A 13,268-nucleotide genomic window follows, 5' to 3' on the forward strand; every position below is an offset into this window, starting at 1 on the left:
CTCAGCCACGTGATCATTCTGGCGGCACATCCCGTCCGGCACGACAACCGGACGGGATGTCACAACAGGGCGAACGTTGCTTGATGCGGCACTAGGAACCGCCCGGGACATCGCTGAGCCGATCCTGGAGTGGGCTGACCTCGTGGGCATCGACAGCCTTGGTCTGAGCCGCCGCTACCGGGAATGGAAGAAGGGCGTCGATCAGGGGGGAGCACTTCGCAGAAACGCCGCTGAGGTACTCGAGCGTGTCCTCTTCGGAAGGCGTGAGTCTGCGGTGATCGGACGACTCCGAATGGAGGCGGCTGGTGTCGTCTTCTGCTCGTACAGGAAACGTGCGGGCATACCCTCCACCGAGATAGCCCGAGTGCTGGGTGTCACGGCCGCCACCTTCCGAGCCTGGGAGTCCGGGAAGAACTCGTCAGCCGTCGCCCGTGCCCTCACCGCCTCTGGATGGGATTGTGCGCATCTCTTCGCCGGTGCGACCCCGACAGCAGCAGTACAGCGGAAGTCTGCTTCGAGACCCGCATCTCCGCCCGCCCAGCCGCAGCCGTCCCTCCAGCACTGCCGACACCATAACGTCGACGCGCGCCCCGGAGTTGAGCCCTCCCTTCCTTGCCGGCCCGGCGCCCGGTACCGGGCGTCCAGTCTGGACGGCACAGTGAGGGGGTACGCCACGGACTGCGCGGTCAGGGCAGCCAACGACGCGTACTTCGCCGAACGCCACACTGGCCGGACCTTCGCCGTTGAGAAGGTGTGAGCAGCGCGGCGACGAGAGGTCGTCGGCTTCGGCCGGGTAATTGATTGAGCGGGCTTTCCATGACGCAGGCGATCCCGTGGGAGGTGATCGTACGTGGACCGCGCGGTGCCCCTCGACCGCCAAGAGGGTCTCCGCCGCCTCGATTCGGACCCCCGCGCTCATCCCGGTCAAGGTGGCGCAGCGGGCGAACTCGGTGAGCAGAGCCACGGCCTTGCTCCGGTATTCCTCGATGCCTGCCAGCACACCGACGGCCATCAGCTGCATGTTGGCTTCGGGGGCGTTCGGGGAGGCCGAACGCGCTCGGTCATCGGTGTCGTTCAGGGCATCGTTCATGTCGCCGCCGAAGCCTTCCCTGACGAAGTGCAGTAGCAGTTCCGCTCCGGTTGTCTGGTGGACGTCCAACCCGGCCAGTGCCTCGGCAGCCTGGACACGAGTGGTTCCGTCGATGGACGTGTCACGGGCGAACTCGCCCAACAGCCGGGCGCCGTGGTCCCGATGTCGTTCGATCGAGGCGGCTGAGGAAGGTCGCCGCTTCAACAGCAGGCGGCCCATGGGCCGCAGGGTGTTCCGCGAATATGCGGAGCAGGACCGCAGCCTCCTCCTGGTGTCCGTCCAGCGCGGAAAGCGCCCCAGCCGCGCGGACCTGACGCGGAGCTCTGATCGTCGCATCCGACGGATCCGATCGGACGCTCGCCCGAATGCTGGTTGCCCGTGTGCTGACCTGGCGCAACGCTGCCGAAGCACCTGCCAGGAGCCCACCGGGTCCGACCAGTCCGATATCCGTACCGCCGAGCGTGGCCACCCGGCTGACATGGGTCCGCAAGTTCGTCCGAGGAAGGGAGCCATCCACAATGAACCCGCTCACCCTGGCCGCTGCGACGCCCGTCGCCTGCCTGCTGATTGCCACCGTGGCCGCCGCCGTGTCACGGTCGTCGCCCTGCGCGGCACCCCCGCCCGGGACCGCGCCCCGATCATCAAGGCGCTGGCTGACCTGGTTCGCGCACTCCGAGGCGGCGGCCGCCGCCCAAGGTGACGCGGCGCATGAGCCAGCGAATCGGGTTTGTCCACGTCGACTTCGAGACCTGGCTCCGCACCCCGAAGGCCTCCTACGACTGGTACCGCGACCTGATAGCCGCACACCGCACCTATCGTTCCAGGTAGTTGACCTCAAACCGCAGCGGGTGGGGGGCTCCAGGAACGGGCACGGCGCAGAAGGCAGACCAAGTGGAAGGACTCACCGTAGCGGCCTGACCTGATGCCAGGTCAGTATCGATGCGTGTGCCGCGGACTTCCCGGCGCGGCCAAACGCATTCCTGCGCATCCTTCGACAGCGCGAGTGCCACGTGACACCCTGGAAGCAGCGGTGCCTCGATGCGGTAAGCCGGTTGTGCGCCTGTGCACCGCCGCCGCGAGCTGCTGCCAGGGTGGTCGCGCGACGTTCGACGAGAGAGGGGTCGCCGATGGTGTCGGACCAGGCCGTGATCGGGTGCCCGGGGGTGTTGGTGATCGGTACCCGGGGATCCGCCGGTCCTGGTGAGGCCCTGGTGAAGATCAGGGGCGGTTCGGAGTCCTTCCTCGCGTGGTCGGAGGAGCCGCTGCCGAAGGGGACGCCCGTCCTGGTGGTCGAATCGCGTGGTCTACGCCAGGTAGACGTCATCGAGTGGACCGACCCGACCGACGACCCGTGGGCCGACCGTGCCGGCGGCATTCGCTGAGGAGACGACCAGGATGTTCGGATATCGCGTTCCCGCCCCCGACCAGGCGATGCTGATCTCAGGCGGAAAGCGCGGCCTCGCGGGTGCGCCGTTCCGTGTGGTGACCGGGCATGGCACGTTCGTGCTGCCAGTGTTCCGCAAGGTCCGCTTCCTGACTCTGGCGATGTGTGAGGCAGAGGTCGCCGAGACCTGCGTCACCAAGCAGGGCATCGCGCTGACGGTACGGGCGGTGATCGCGTTCAAGGTCGGCAACGACAGCGAGAGCATCGTCAATGCTGGCCAGCGCTTCCTGTCCGACCAGGAGCAGATGTCCGTGCTGACCGGCCGGATCTTTGCCGGGCACCTGCGCGCCATCATCGGCTCGATGACGGTCGAGGAGATCGTCACCGAGCGGCAGAAGCTCGCCACTGAGGTCCTGGACACTTCGAAGGCCGAGATGGCGAAGATCGGGCTGATCGTGGACTCGCTTCAGATCCAGTCGATCGACGACGGAGACACCGGTTACATCGTTGCGATGTCAGCCCCGCACCGGGCGGCCATCCAGCGGCAGGCCCAGATCGCCCAGGCGCAGGCCGCCCAGGCCGCGGCGGAGGCGGAGCAACAGTCCGCCCGGCAGCAGGCCGAGTACGCCCGGCAGACGGCGGTGGTGAAAGCGCAGTACAGCGCCGAGGTGGACCAGGCCCAGGCTCAGGCCGCCCAGGCTGGCCCGCTGGCGCAGGCGCACGCGCAGCAAGAGGTGCTGGCGGCGCAGACTGAGCTGGCCCAGCGTGCGGCAGAACTGCGCCAGCAGCAGCTGGTTGCGGAGATCGTGAAGCCGGCTGAGGCGGAGGCCGAGCGGATCCGGGTCGTGGCGCTGGCCGAGGCGGAGCGGATGAAGATCCAGGCCGAGGCGGCGGCCTCGCACGGCCGGGTGGCACTGGACCGGATGCTGATCGACCAGTTGCCGCAGATCGTCAAGGAGGCGGCGGGCGGGCTCGCGGGTGCCAACGTGAACGTGCTCAACGGCACCGACGGCTTGGGCGAGATCGCAGCGGGCCTGGTCAGCCAGGGCCTGACGATCCTGGACTCGGTCCGCCGGGGCCTGGGCACGCAGCAGGGCCACGCTGACCAGAACGGCGAGCGGGCCGGCCTCGAACCAGGACAGTAGGCAGTGGCTTCCGGCAGCTCCCAGGATCGGGAGTCCTGCCGGCGTCTCGTCGGAAGGACTCCCGATCCGGCTTTCTCCCCGATGCCGCCACGAGCACGGTCTACCGGTCGATGCGGGGTTCTTGCCGGCATGTGATCGGTCGGGTCCAGCCTCGGTAAGTGAATACGGCGGAAGGGTGCTCGACGGGCCGCGGGGGTCAGGCGAGGACATTGTGTCTCCGTGTTCTTCTCCGCCACGAGCTGTGCCGCTTCGAGGTGGGCAAGTCCTGCTCCCGCGAGCTGGGGGCGGACGTCCGCAGCTGTCGGCCCCCAGTTCGATGGAACGGAACTCGGTTCGATGTCGAGCGGCGCTGGAGCTGCGGAGGAGGTCGTCACTTGCTGTGTGCCGGTCATTGCCGAGTGTGTATTCGGTCACCTTGCCGTGACTCCCTTCCAACCGCGGCGTCCGCCCCCGTCCTGGAACGTTCGTCACCGACCGAGGGGAGAATGGTGAGCGCTCCACGACGACATGCGAGCGATCCGGATGCCATCGGCCAGACCGCTGCGCTGGTCGGGTTCCTGCGCGAGGTCGTGCAGAGCAGCCATCAGCGGCTCCGGGTGGGCGAAGAGCTACCAGTCGGAGGACGGCGCCCAGCGCCTCGCGGCCGATGCCGTTCGAGTCCTCGGCGACTTCGGCCTGGCCCGTCGGATCGGCGACCGCACGGTTCCCCGGCCTGCGGAGTTCCGGTACCGGACCACCGTGACCGACGGTCCCGCAATCTGACCAGGGAAGACCTCCGATGACCGTGACACAGCTCCCGTAGCGCTCCGCGTTCCCGACGGTGACCACAGCAGTGCGATGGCAGCCCTCCGGAGCCGGCATCCTCAACGTCTGGCGCTACTACGACGAGACCTTCGCCTTCCACGAGGGCCGACTGCTCCTGAGGGGGCAGAACGGCAGCGGCAAGTCCAAGGCACTGGAGGTGCTTCCGGACCGCGTCGCGGCTGATCGCGCTGCCGGGGGCGGCTCAGCCACCCTGGCCGGCGCTGCCCATCGGGCCGATCTTCACCGGGGAGCCGGGCTTGTCCGAGACGGGCAGGCTGGCGGCGCCCGGCCAAGGGAGGGACACCGACTTCGGGTCGCCGGGCGGAGAGATGACCAGTCGGGTGATGCGCACGCCGGAGCCACCCGAGGTGTTGTTCGGGTAGGTGATGCCGAAGAACGTGGACTTCCCGCTCTTGACGACGCCCGGGACGACGGGCTCGCCGGACTGATCCGCGGTCAGCGGGCCCGCGGTGGTGTTCAGGTCGACGCTCGCGTAGCCGGAGATCTCGCAGTCGTGGCCGCTGTGGTTCTTCAGCTCGACCACGACGGTGCGGTCCTTGTCGCCGTCGATGGTGCGGTCCACGGCGGTGATCGTCAGATCGTCGGTCCCGCACTTGCTGCCGGACCTGCCGACGGTGGGGGAGGGGGATGAGGTGGGCTTGCTCTTGCCCGTGGGGGTGGTCCTGGTGGTGGGGGTCACGGCGGTGGGCGAGGCGGCGGGCACGGTGGAGGCGGTCTGCGTGGGGGCGGGCTTGGCCTGGTCCGCGTCGTCGTTCTGACAGGCCGTGAGTGCGAGGCCCGCGGCAACGGCGAGGGCCGCGAAGGTGACCTGGCGAACGCGCATCGTCTCTTCCTCACTGTTGGGCGATTCTGCTGAGCAGGACCATCGGACTGCTCGATGCGTTCCGCCCAACCAGACACTGGTACAGGGCTGTTACACGCTGCGGATCCTGGTGTCCCGGTTGAGCGGCAGTGCCGAGTCCCACCGGCGGGACCACCGGCACCATCGGGTACCACCCGGCCTTCCCTTCGCATGTCATCCATCACTTCAACGGCTGAGGAACGTCGGAGACCAGCGCTCGCCGAGCAGCCCGCGTTCGAGGGCCGTGACCACTGCCTGGGTGCGGTCGGCCACGTCGAGCTTGGCGAAGATCCGCAGGAGGTGGGTCTTGACCGTGGCCTCCGCGATGACAAGCCGGCGGCCGATCTCCACGTTGGACAGCCCGTCGGCGACGGCGCGCAGCACGTCGACCTCGCGGGCGGTCAGGGCGACCGGGGCGGGCTGCTCCCTGATCGTCATCGATCCGCGCCGGACCGAGGTGGCCCGCCGCCTGATCTCCGCCCATCGGAAGCGTCCGGGGAGCAGGCTGGCTGTATGTGGCAACTTCATTGCCACATAGCGGACTTGCGGCAGCTGGTTACTCACAGTCAAGGATGGTCTGCAATGACAGCCTGTTCGGTGGGCGGAAGGGTTCCATCAAAGGTTCGGCCTCGTCCACGTCGAATTCGAAACCCGGCGCCGCACGCCAAAGGCGTCGTGCGCCTGGTATCGCGACCTGATTGCCGCCCACAGGGTCTGGCGTGAGAGGTGGTTGGGCCCGGCGATGGGGCGGCACCCGTCGGCTCGATCCAGGTCCGGCGGAGCATTCGAGAAGCACGTCTCGTGGCAGAACACCGCGCGAGGAGCGGTAATGGCAGGGTGGTTCGAGCGGTTGGGCAGCCTTTACCAGTGGTTCAGCTGCTGGTGAGACCGGACGGCTTGAGCGGGCTCTCCGTGGCGGCGGCGGCCCCGCGGGCGGGTGGCCGGGCTGAGCCTGAACGACCTGGAGGGCGCGAAGTTCCGGCTGATTCGGCCGGATCGGACTCGCCGGCAACCGAACCGGATCGGAGCTGGCGGCCGGAATTCCGAACTGTGACGCAGGTCACGGCAGATGTAGAACCTGCGCGCCGTGCCGGGCGTCTGGCTGGCGTGAGATCACGCAGGAGAGCACTGGACGAGCTGGACGAGGAACGCCTCGTCCGGCTGGTGGCCAGAGGTGACCGCGGGGCGTTCGACGAGTTGTACCGGCGCACGTCGCCGTGGCTGGCGGTGCGGTTGCGCCGCCGCTGCGCGGACGAGCAGATCGTCGCCGAGGTCATGCAGGAGACCTATCTGGCGGTGTGGCGCGCGGCCGGCGCGTTCGCAGGGAGTGCGGTCGGCGGGACGGCCGTCGGGTGGCTGTGGACGATCGCGGCGCGCCGCCTCGTCGACGCGTTCCGGCGCCGAGCCCACCACGCCGAACCGCCGGTCGCCGCCGCCGAGCGGACGGTGGTGCCCGCGGCGGAGGACGAGGCACTCGCCGGGACCGTCGGCGGCGACGTCGGCGACGCCCTGCGGCGACTGGCGCCGGAACTCCGAGAGGTACTGCAGGCCACGGTGCTCGACGGGCTCTCCGTCCGGGAGACCGCCGTCCTGCTCCGACTGCCCGAAGGCACGGTCAAGACCCGCGCCCGCCGGGCCCGGATCGCGATGCGGGAGGCGCTGGCATGAGCGGGGAACACGCGTCGAGGCGGTTGATCGACGACTACGCACGTGGTGACGCGGCGATGGCCGCGGACACGGTATGGGCGTTGGAGGCTCATCTGGAGACGTGCGCTCCGTGCCGGAGCCACCTGGCTGTCTCCGTGGCCACCGAGGCGCCCGACATCACCGCGGTCCTCGACACCGTCCGGGCCGGTCTGGAACCGCAGCTGGACGCTGCCGTCAGGGCGCCCTCGCGGCGACACCGCCCGAGGTGGGTCTCGGCCTGGCTGACGCCGGCCATGGCCCCGTGGCTGGCCATGACCGTCGTCGTCACCCTGATGGCGCTGCTGCTGGACGCGGTCGCGTCGCCGACGTTCTTCGGCGGCGCCTCTCCGGTGTTGCCGATCGCGCCCGTGCTGCCGCTGTGCGGTGTCGCCGCATCGTGGTCGCGCGGCCTGGACCCGGCACACGAACTGACGGCTTCGACCGCCCGAGCCGGCCTGCCCCTGCTCCTCAGACGCACCACAGCGGTCCTCGTGGTGGTCCTGCCAGGGCTCCTGGTGGGGGGATGGCTGACCGGAACCATGACGGCCGCGCAGTGGCTGCTGCCCTCCCTGGCCTTCACCTCCACCGCCCTGGCGCTGGGCAGCGTGGTCGGTGTGACCCGCGCCGCCGTCGGGCTGCTGATCGCGTGGGGCGTCGTCGTCGTGGTACCCGCGTGGGCCACCGGCCGTACCCCCCTTGCCCTGCGGCTCGTGCTCCAGCCGGACCGGCTGCCCGTGTGGGGGCTGCTCCTCGCGCTCGGGATCGGCGCCGTGATCGCCCGCAGAAACGCGTACTCAACGCTGTGAAACCATCGTCGACCCTCGAAAGGGACCACCGCATGACACCTGTGACGAGCGCGGCCGACACCGCGCCGAAGACCTACGCCTGGGAGATCCGGGCCAGCGGCCTGAGAGTACGTGTCGGACGGAAGAAGATGGCCGTCGACGGGCTCGACCTCTCCCTGGGCATCGGCGCCCACGGCCTCCTGGGGCCCAACGGAGCGGGAAAGACCACCCTGATCCGGGCGCTGGCCACCGTGCTGCGCCCCGCCGAGGGCGAACTGGAGCTGCTCGGCACCTCCATGGGCGCGATGGGTGACCACCGGGCGCTGCGTCGCCGGATCGGCTACCTGCCGCAGGATTTCGGCTACTACAAGCGCTTCACGGTGCGTGAGTTCGTCGAGTACATGGCCTGGTTGAAAGAGGTTCCGAAGGCGGCCGTCCCCGCGGCCGTCCAGCGGGCCGTGGAACGGGTGGGCCTGGCGGACCGCGCCGACCATCGGATGAAGACCCTGTCCGGCGGCATGGTGCGGCGCGCCGGCATCGCCCAGGCCATCGTCAACGACCCCGCGGTGCTGCTGCTGGACGAGCCGACGGCCGGCCTGGACCCGGCACAGCGGCTGCGCTTCCGCGAGCTGCTGCAGGAACTGGGCCGCGACACCTGCGTGGTCGTCTCCACCCACCTGGTCGAGGACGTCGCGGCCGCCTGCTCCGACGTGGTGCTCTTCGCCGACGGCCGCCTCGTCTTCCAGGGCACGCCGGACGACCTGGCCGCGGCGGGCAGCGCCGAGTTCCCGGGCGACAGCCCCCTGGAGCGCGGCTACTCGGCGCTGCTGCGCACCTCCGGGCAGCAGGGGGGCACCTGGTGAACGGACGTCTCCTGCGCACCGAACTGAAGCGCTCCGTCGCCCCGTGGCCCGGCGTCGTCGTCCTGGGCGGCAGCCTGGTGGTCTTCTGCCTGATCGACGGGATCTGGTGGAGGGGCAACGCGGGGTGGACGGCCCAGTGGACCTCGATGGCCATGTGGACCAGGTACCTGCTGGCCTTCTGGTGGCCGCTCGTGGTGGGCCTGGGAGCGGTGTACGGGCTGCGCGACTCCCGCTCGCGGATGGCCGAACTGCTGACGACCACGCCGCTGCCGGCCTGGCGCCGCGCGGCGCTGCCGGCCGGTGCGATGGCGCTCGCGCTGGCGTCGGGCTTCGGCCTCCTGGTCCTCGTGGGTGGAGCCCAGGTGGCCCTCGGCCGGACCACCTACACGCCCCTCGGTTGGCTGCCGATCTCGCTCGTGGCGGCGCTGGCCCTCGTCGCGGGGGCCGTGTTCGGCATGGGCGTCGCGCGGACCCTGCCCTCCGTGCTCACCCCGCCGGCCCTGGTGGTGCTCGTCCTCCTGCTGACGGGCCTCCTCCTGAACAAGAACAGTGACGGGGCACTGCCGTCGAGTACCGCGTCGAACCGGCTCGCCCAGCTGTCCCCGGCGATCGCGGAGCCGCGGCAGATGCTGCTGACCCTGTCCGGCTCCGTGCACCTCGGTCAGACGCTCTGGCTGCTCGGCCTGCTCGCCACCGGCTTCGCACTGCTGTCGGCCGTGACCCGCCGGGCCCGGCTGCTCGCGGTGATCCCCGTCCTGGCGGGCGCGGCCCTGGCCCTGCTGGTGCTCCCGGCCGCTCCGCGCGACACCTACGTGGTCGACGAGGCCGCCGCCGCCCTGGTCTGCGACGGACCGGTGTGCGTGACGCAGGCGAACCGCTCACGCCTGCCCGAGCTCGCGCTGCGCGTCAAGGAGGCGCTGAGCGTGCTGCACGACGTCCTGGGCGACAAGGCGCCGACCTCGGTGCGGGAGGACACCACGCTGCGCGAGCTCGGCGACACGCGCGAACTCTCCGGCGACGTGGTGCTGGTCGACTTCGACGAACGGCTGCTCGCCGATGCGACGGGTGAGGACCTGACCCGTGCGCTGATCGCCAAGGGTCTGGCACCGAACTGCTACGGGAACAACGACCGGGAGGGCGGGGGGCGTCGTGACGTCGTCGCCCAGAGCGTCGCCGCGAGCTGGGCCATGCGTGATTCCCGGCTCCATCCGCTGGACGAGAGGGGCAGCGAGGCGTACTCGCCGAAGTCCTGGGCGGACGCCGACGCCGCCTGGCAGACGCTGACGGCGCTGCCGCCGGCCGAGCAGCGCTCGCGGATCGCCGAACTGCGCGCCGCCGCCCTCTCCTGCACGGGGCACAACCTCCTTCCGGTGCTGGTGGGGGAGGCGTCGCGATGAGGTGGCTGATCCTGTACGCCCGTTCACGGCAGGTGCCCACCTCGGCCGCGGCGGTCGCGCTCGTCACGCTGGCGCTGTGGGCCCTCAGTGATCCGGGCCCGGAGGACCTGGCGATGGCGGTCCTGGTCCTCGCCGCGAACGTGGCGGCCGCGTCCGTCGGGCTCGGCGGGCCGGACGTCGTGCTGGAGAGGACGGCCGCGATCCGGTGGCTGCCCCGCCGGGCGGCGCACGTGCTGCTGATCGGCGCGTTCGCCGGTGCGGCGCTGCTGACGGTCCAGGGGGCGGGAGCGAGGCTCGCCCCCACCGAGGTCGTCGTCCGGGACAGCGCGGGCCTGGTCGGCCTGGCCGCGCTCGGGGCGGCGCTGTACGGGGCACAGTTCGCCTGGACCCTGCCGACCGGCTGGCTCGCGGTCGCCCTCCTCGTCCCGACTCCGCGCGGCACCGCGGGACAGGTGGTCAACTGGATGATCTTTCCCCCCGGCACGGCGGCGTCCACCGGGACCGCGTGGGCCCTGTTGGTGACCGGCACCGTGGTGTACGCCGTAGCAGGACCAAGACGGTAACGGGCACGCCCCCTGGCCGCTGGACTCGGCGGGATACGACGACAGCGTGTCCCCCGCGACGGCCCGCCTCGCGGCTCCGGGGGAGGAGCCGCGAGGCAGGCGAGTGAGGGCGGTGGCGGCGACGGCTGGTGCTTCGGTGCGCCGGTCAGGCGTCCTTCTCCGTGGCGCCCTCGTCCTTGCGCCCCAGGCCCGCTGCGCGTGCGGCGACCTCGAAGAGCGAGAGGTAGTCGGCCTCGGCGTAGCCCAGGCCGATGGCGGTCTGGATCAGCTGGTGGACCATCGCGGCGACGGGCATCGGGACTTCGAGGGCGCGGGCGGCTCCGAGCCCCAGGTCGTAGTCCTTGCGCAGCATGGTCGTGGTGACGGTCGGGCTGTAGTCGTGTTCCACCAGCGCCCGGCCCTTGTGCCGGGTCAGGGTCGAGCCGAGCACCGAGCCGTTGATGAAGGCGAGGAAGTCGGCGCGGTCCACCCCGCCCTTCTCGGCGAGCGTCGTCACCTCGACCAGCGACTGGGTGATCATGCCGAGCAGCAGGTTGTGGCACAGCTTGACCAGGAGACTGGTCTGGCCCGGTCCGGCGTACGTCACGGTGGGGGCGATGCGGTCGAGGTAGGGGCGGACCTGCTCGAAGGTCTCGGTGGGGCCCGAAGCGACGATCGCGGCGGTGCCTTCGGCCACCATGTTCGGGTTGCCGCTGATCGGGGAGGCGAGGAACTGCACACCGGCGTCGGCCGCCGCCGCCGCGGCCTGGGCGGACGCCTCGGCTGAAACCGTCGAGAAGTCGACGATCACGGCCGGTCGGCCGGCGCCGCCCCGCAGCAGCCCGCCTGGTCCGGTGACCACTTCCAGCAGGTCGGCCGAAGCGGTGACCACGACGAAGACGATGTCGCACTGTTCGGCCAACTCGCCGATGGTGTCCGCGACGCCGGAGCCCCGGTCCGCCAGTGGCCTGGTCTTCTCCTTCGTCCGGTTCCATACGGTGAGCTCTTCTCCGGCGTCGAGCAGGCGTTCGGCCATCGAAACGCCCATCCGCCCCGTACCGAGCCAGCCGAGGCGGCTGCGCCGGGTCCGATCCATGATGCGGTCTCCCCTCCGTGATCGACGACGTTTCGTCAACATGGCGTGGAGGTCGGCTCGTCCATACCGAGCGGCTTCTCCCCACGGCTCCGCATCATGTCTGATGCGCCCGGGTCAGGGTGGCCGAATCGCCAAGGAGCAACCGCGCCAACTGGGTTGAACCGTTGTGCTCGACTGATCCGCCGGTGAGGCGTGGCATTCCTGGAGAAGGGCCGTCAGCGCCTGACGGACCCGAAGGGCGCCGGGCCGTCCGAGACTTCGGTGCCCGGACGGCTGTCTGCGCTCAGGAGGTGAAGTCGAGGCGCACGAACGGGTCGTGGTGGATGCGATCGAGTGGCACTCCGGCGTGGTACAGCGCCCGGGCAGCGCTGTAGATCATGGGCGCGGGGCCGCTGACGTAGGCGTCGTGCTCCAGCCAGGGGCCGGCTGCCGTCAGCGCCTCGGGCAGGCCGGGGCCGGCGCCGGGGGTGTGTGCGTCGTAGACGGTGGCCCGTGGCCCGTACGGTGAGCCAGTGGTGGTGTTGTGAGAGCCGGCGGATGTCGTCGAGTCCGTGTGGCTCGCTCGTGCCGCGCGCACCGACGAAGATGTCCATCCGTCGCCGGACGCCGTCCAGGAGGGCCTGCTCGACCAGCGCGCGGATCGGCGCGAGCCCGGTACCGCCGGCGACGCACACGACGTCGCGGCTGGAGGCCGGATCGAGGATCATGTCACCGAGGGGTCGGCCGAGCCGGAGCACGTCGCCGACCACCGCGCGGTGTACCAGGGCGCTGCTGACAGGGCCGCCGGGAACGGCGCGGATGTGGAACGTGATGGTCCTGTCCGGCCGGGGGGCGTTGGAGGGGGAGTAGTGGCGCCAGCTCTTCGGCCACCACGGGGTTGCCATGCTGACGAACTGCCCACCGGTGAATGGGTACGGCTGGTCGGTCCGGACGGTGACCTCCGCGAGGTCGGGGCCGTGCCTGCGGTGGTCCACGATCCGGGCGTCCCAGACGGCCGGCCGCTCGGCGGCGTCGGCCTGGGCCGCCTCGTCCATGGCCTGTGCGACCGCGGTGTAGGCGCGTGTCCAGGCCGCAGCGACGTCCGTGGTCCAGGCGGGGCCTGCGAAGTGCTCCAGTGTGGCGAGCAGGCACTCGCCGACCGCCGCGTAGTGCCCGCTAAGAGCGCCGAACTTGCGGTGGTCGCGGCCCAGTTCGGTGCAGAAGCGGACCAGGTACTCGGAATCGTCCACCAGGTCGACGATGAGCAGCAGGGCGCGCAGCAGTTTGTCGTGCTGGATCTCCATGTGCGGCGGGAACAACTCGCGGACCTGGGGGTAGCGGTGGAACAGGGTCGCGTAGAAGTGGACCGGGAGGTCCGCGGCATGCGGCTCGACGGCGGCTCGGCTCGCCCGGAGCAGGGCGATGTCGTGTGCGGACAGCGGGGCATCGGTGTCGGCCGAGCGGGCGGCGCGAGGATTCACGCGGGTAACTCTCCAATTCCAGTTCTTCGCGCCGATAACTGTCTGCAGTGGGCCAAAAAGGGCTCTTCTGCTCCATCCGTGGGTGGGTTCAGAGCGCCTGACGCGGCACACGCCGTCCCCCGTGCAGATCTTGAGGTGTTGAGGCCCGAGATCG

General features: G+C 70.4%; 12 protein-coding genes and 3 pseudogenes. 10 read left to right on the forward strand and 5 right to left on the reverse strand.

The window, feature by feature from the left end:
- Nucleotides 1-418 precede the first annotated feature (418 nt).
- On the reverse strand, nucleotides 419-1,309 hold the full coding sequence (locus tag ACGF12_RS37035) for a hypothetical protein (protein WP_393040548.1): 891 nt from the start codon (nucleotides 1,307-1,309) through the stop codon (nucleotides 419-421).
- A gap of 492 nt (nucleotides 1,310-1,801) precedes the next feature.
- On the opposite strand from ACGF12_RS37035, the pseudogene ACGF12_RS37040 reads away from it, so the two are divergent.
- The 4 genes and pseudogenes from ACGF12_RS37040 to ACGF12_RS37055 form a co-directional block, all read left to right on the forward strand.
- A pseudogene (locus ACGF12_RS37040) lies at nucleotides 1,802-1,918 on the forward strand (family 1 glycosylhydrolase); the annotation flags it as partial.
- A 299-nt stretch (nucleotides 1,919-2,217) separates the two neighbouring features.
- Entirely contained in the window at nucleotides 2,218-2,472 is a 255-nt protein-coding gene (locus ACGF12_RS37045) for a hypothetical protein (protein WP_393040551.1), read from the forward strand.
- 13 nt (nucleotides 2,473-2,485) lie between these two features.
- Nucleotides 2,486-3,619 carry an SPFH domain-containing protein gene (locus ACGF12_RS37050; RefSeq protein ID WP_393040580.1) on the forward strand — a complete coding sequence of 378 codons (1,134 nt, stop codon included), beginning with the start codon at nucleotides 2,486-2,488 and terminating at the stop codon, nucleotides 3,617-3,619.
- A 522-nt stretch (nucleotides 3,620-4,141) separates the two neighbouring features.
- Nucleotides 4,142-4,381 (forward strand): DUF2398 family protein, encoded by a 240-nt coding sequence (locus ACGF12_RS37055; protein WP_393040554.1) that lies wholly within the window; start codon nucleotides 4,142-4,144, stop codon nucleotides 4,379-4,381.
- A gap of 244 nt (nucleotides 4,382-4,625) precedes the next feature.
- Here ACGF12_RS37055 and ACGF12_RS37060 read toward each other — a convergent pair whose 3' ends face one another.
- Both ACGF12_RS37060 and ACGF12_RS37065 read right to left on the reverse strand, forming a co-directional pair.
- Complete coding sequence (locus ACGF12_RS37060; RefSeq protein ID WP_393040557.1) at nucleotides 4,626-5,267, reverse strand: DUF4232 domain-containing protein; 642 nt, start codon at nucleotides 5,265-5,267, stop codon at nucleotides 4,626-4,628.
- A gap of 204 nt (nucleotides 5,268-5,471) precedes the next feature.
- Nucleotides 5,472-5,708 (reverse strand): annotated as a pseudogene (locus ACGF12_RS37065) (response regulator transcription factor); the annotation flags it as partial.
- Between the two features lie 175 nt (nucleotides 5,709-5,883).
- On the opposite strand from ACGF12_RS37065, the pseudogene ACGF12_RS37070 reads away from it, so the two are divergent.
- The 6 genes and pseudogenes from ACGF12_RS37070 to ACGF12_RS37095 all read left to right on the forward strand — a co-directional run.
- Nucleotides 5,884-5,997: pseudogene (locus ACGF12_RS37070) on the forward strand (family 1 glycosylhydrolase); the annotation flags it as partial.
- Between the two features lie 395 nt (nucleotides 5,998-6,392).
- Nucleotides 6,393-6,953, forward strand: a complete 561-nt coding sequence (locus ACGF12_RS37075) for an RNA polymerase sigma factor (protein WP_393040560.1) — start codon at nucleotides 6,393-6,395, stop codon at nucleotides 6,951-6,953.
- Nucleotides 6,950-7,777, forward strand: coding sequence for a zf-HC2 domain-containing protein (locus ACGF12_RS37080; protein ID WP_393040563.1), 828 nt, complete (start codon nucleotides 6,950-6,952; stop codon nucleotides 7,775-7,777). The genes ACGF12_RS37075 and ACGF12_RS37080 overlap by 4 nt, the downstream gene beginning before the upstream one ends.
- Nucleotides 7,778-7,809: 32 nt before the next feature.
- Entirely contained in the window at nucleotides 7,810-8,619 is an 810-nt protein-coding gene (locus tag ACGF12_RS37085; RefSeq protein WP_393040565.1) for an ABC transporter ATP-binding protein, read from the forward strand.
- Nucleotides 8,616-10,016 carry a hypothetical protein gene (locus ACGF12_RS37090; RefSeq protein WP_393040568.1) on the forward strand — a complete coding sequence of 467 codons (1,401 nt, stop codon included), beginning with the start codon at nucleotides 8,616-8,618 and terminating at the stop codon, nucleotides 10,014-10,016. Before ACGF12_RS37085 ends, ACGF12_RS37090 begins: the two co-directional genes overlap by 4 nt.
- On the forward strand, nucleotides 10,013-10,579 hold the full coding sequence (locus ACGF12_RS37095) for a hypothetical protein (RefSeq protein ID WP_393040571.1): 567 nt from the start codon (nucleotides 10,013-10,015) through the stop codon (nucleotides 10,577-10,579). The genes ACGF12_RS37090 and ACGF12_RS37095 overlap by 4 nt, the downstream gene beginning before the upstream one ends.
- 145 nt (nucleotides 10,580-10,724) lie before the next feature.
- Here ACGF12_RS37095 and ACGF12_RS37100 read toward each other — a convergent pair whose 3' ends face one another.
- Together ACGF12_RS37100 and ACGF12_RS37105 are read right to left on the reverse strand one after the other, a co-directional pair.
- Nucleotides 10,725-11,696 (reverse strand): NAD(P)-dependent oxidoreductase, encoded by a 972-nt coding sequence (locus tag ACGF12_RS37100; RefSeq protein ID WP_393040574.1) that lies wholly within the window; start codon nucleotides 11,694-11,696, stop codon nucleotides 10,725-10,727.
- Nucleotides 11,697-11,869: 173 nt separating this feature from the next.
- On the reverse strand, nucleotides 11,870-13,114 hold the full coding sequence (locus tag ACGF12_RS37105; RefSeq protein WP_393040577.1) for a globin domain-containing protein: 1,245 nt from the start codon (nucleotides 13,112-13,114) through the stop codon (nucleotides 11,870-11,872).
- Nucleotides 13,115-13,268: the final 154 nt, after the last annotated feature.

Origin of the sequence: Kitasatospora sp. NPDC048296 (assembly GCF_043201815.1) — a bacterium.
Lineage (GTDB): Bacteria > Actinomycetota > Actinomycetes > Streptomycetales > Streptomycetaceae > Kitasatospora.

Coding starts and splice junctions, on each gene's coding strand:
- ACGF12_RS37035 (WP_393040548.1), bottom strand. CDS start 1,309: ATGGGCCGCCTGCTGTTGAAGCGGCGACCTTCCTCAGCCGCCTCGATC.
- ACGF12_RS37045 (WP_393040551.1), top strand. CDS start 2,218: ATGGTGTCGGACCAGGCCGTGATCGGGTGCCCGGGGGTGTTGGTGATC.
- ACGF12_RS37050 (WP_393040580.1), top strand. CDS start 2,486: ATGTTCGGATATCGCGTTCCCGCCCCCGACCAGGCGATGCTGATCTCA.
- ACGF12_RS37055 (WP_393040554.1), top strand. CDS start 4,142: ATGCCATCGGCCAGACCGCTGCGCTGGTCGGGTTCCTGCGCGAGGTCG.
- ACGF12_RS37060 (WP_393040557.1), bottom strand. CDS start 5,267: ATGCGCGTTCGCCAGGTCACCTTCGCGGCCCTCGCCGTTGCCGCGGGC.
- ACGF12_RS37080 (WP_393040563.1), top strand. CDS start 6,950: ATGAGCGGGGAACACGCGTCGAGGCGGTTGATCGACGACTACGCACGT.
- ACGF12_RS37085 (WP_393040565.1), top strand. CDS start 7,810: ATGACACCTGTGACGAGCGCGGCCGACACCGCGCCGAAGACCTACGCC.
- ACGF12_RS37095 (WP_393040571.1), top strand. CDS start 10,013: ATGAGGTGGCTGATCCTGTACGCCCGTTCACGGCAGGTGCCCACCTCG.
- ACGF12_RS37100 (WP_393040574.1), bottom strand. CDS start 11,696: ATGTTGACGAAACGTCGTCGATCACGGAGGGGAGACCGCATCATGGAT.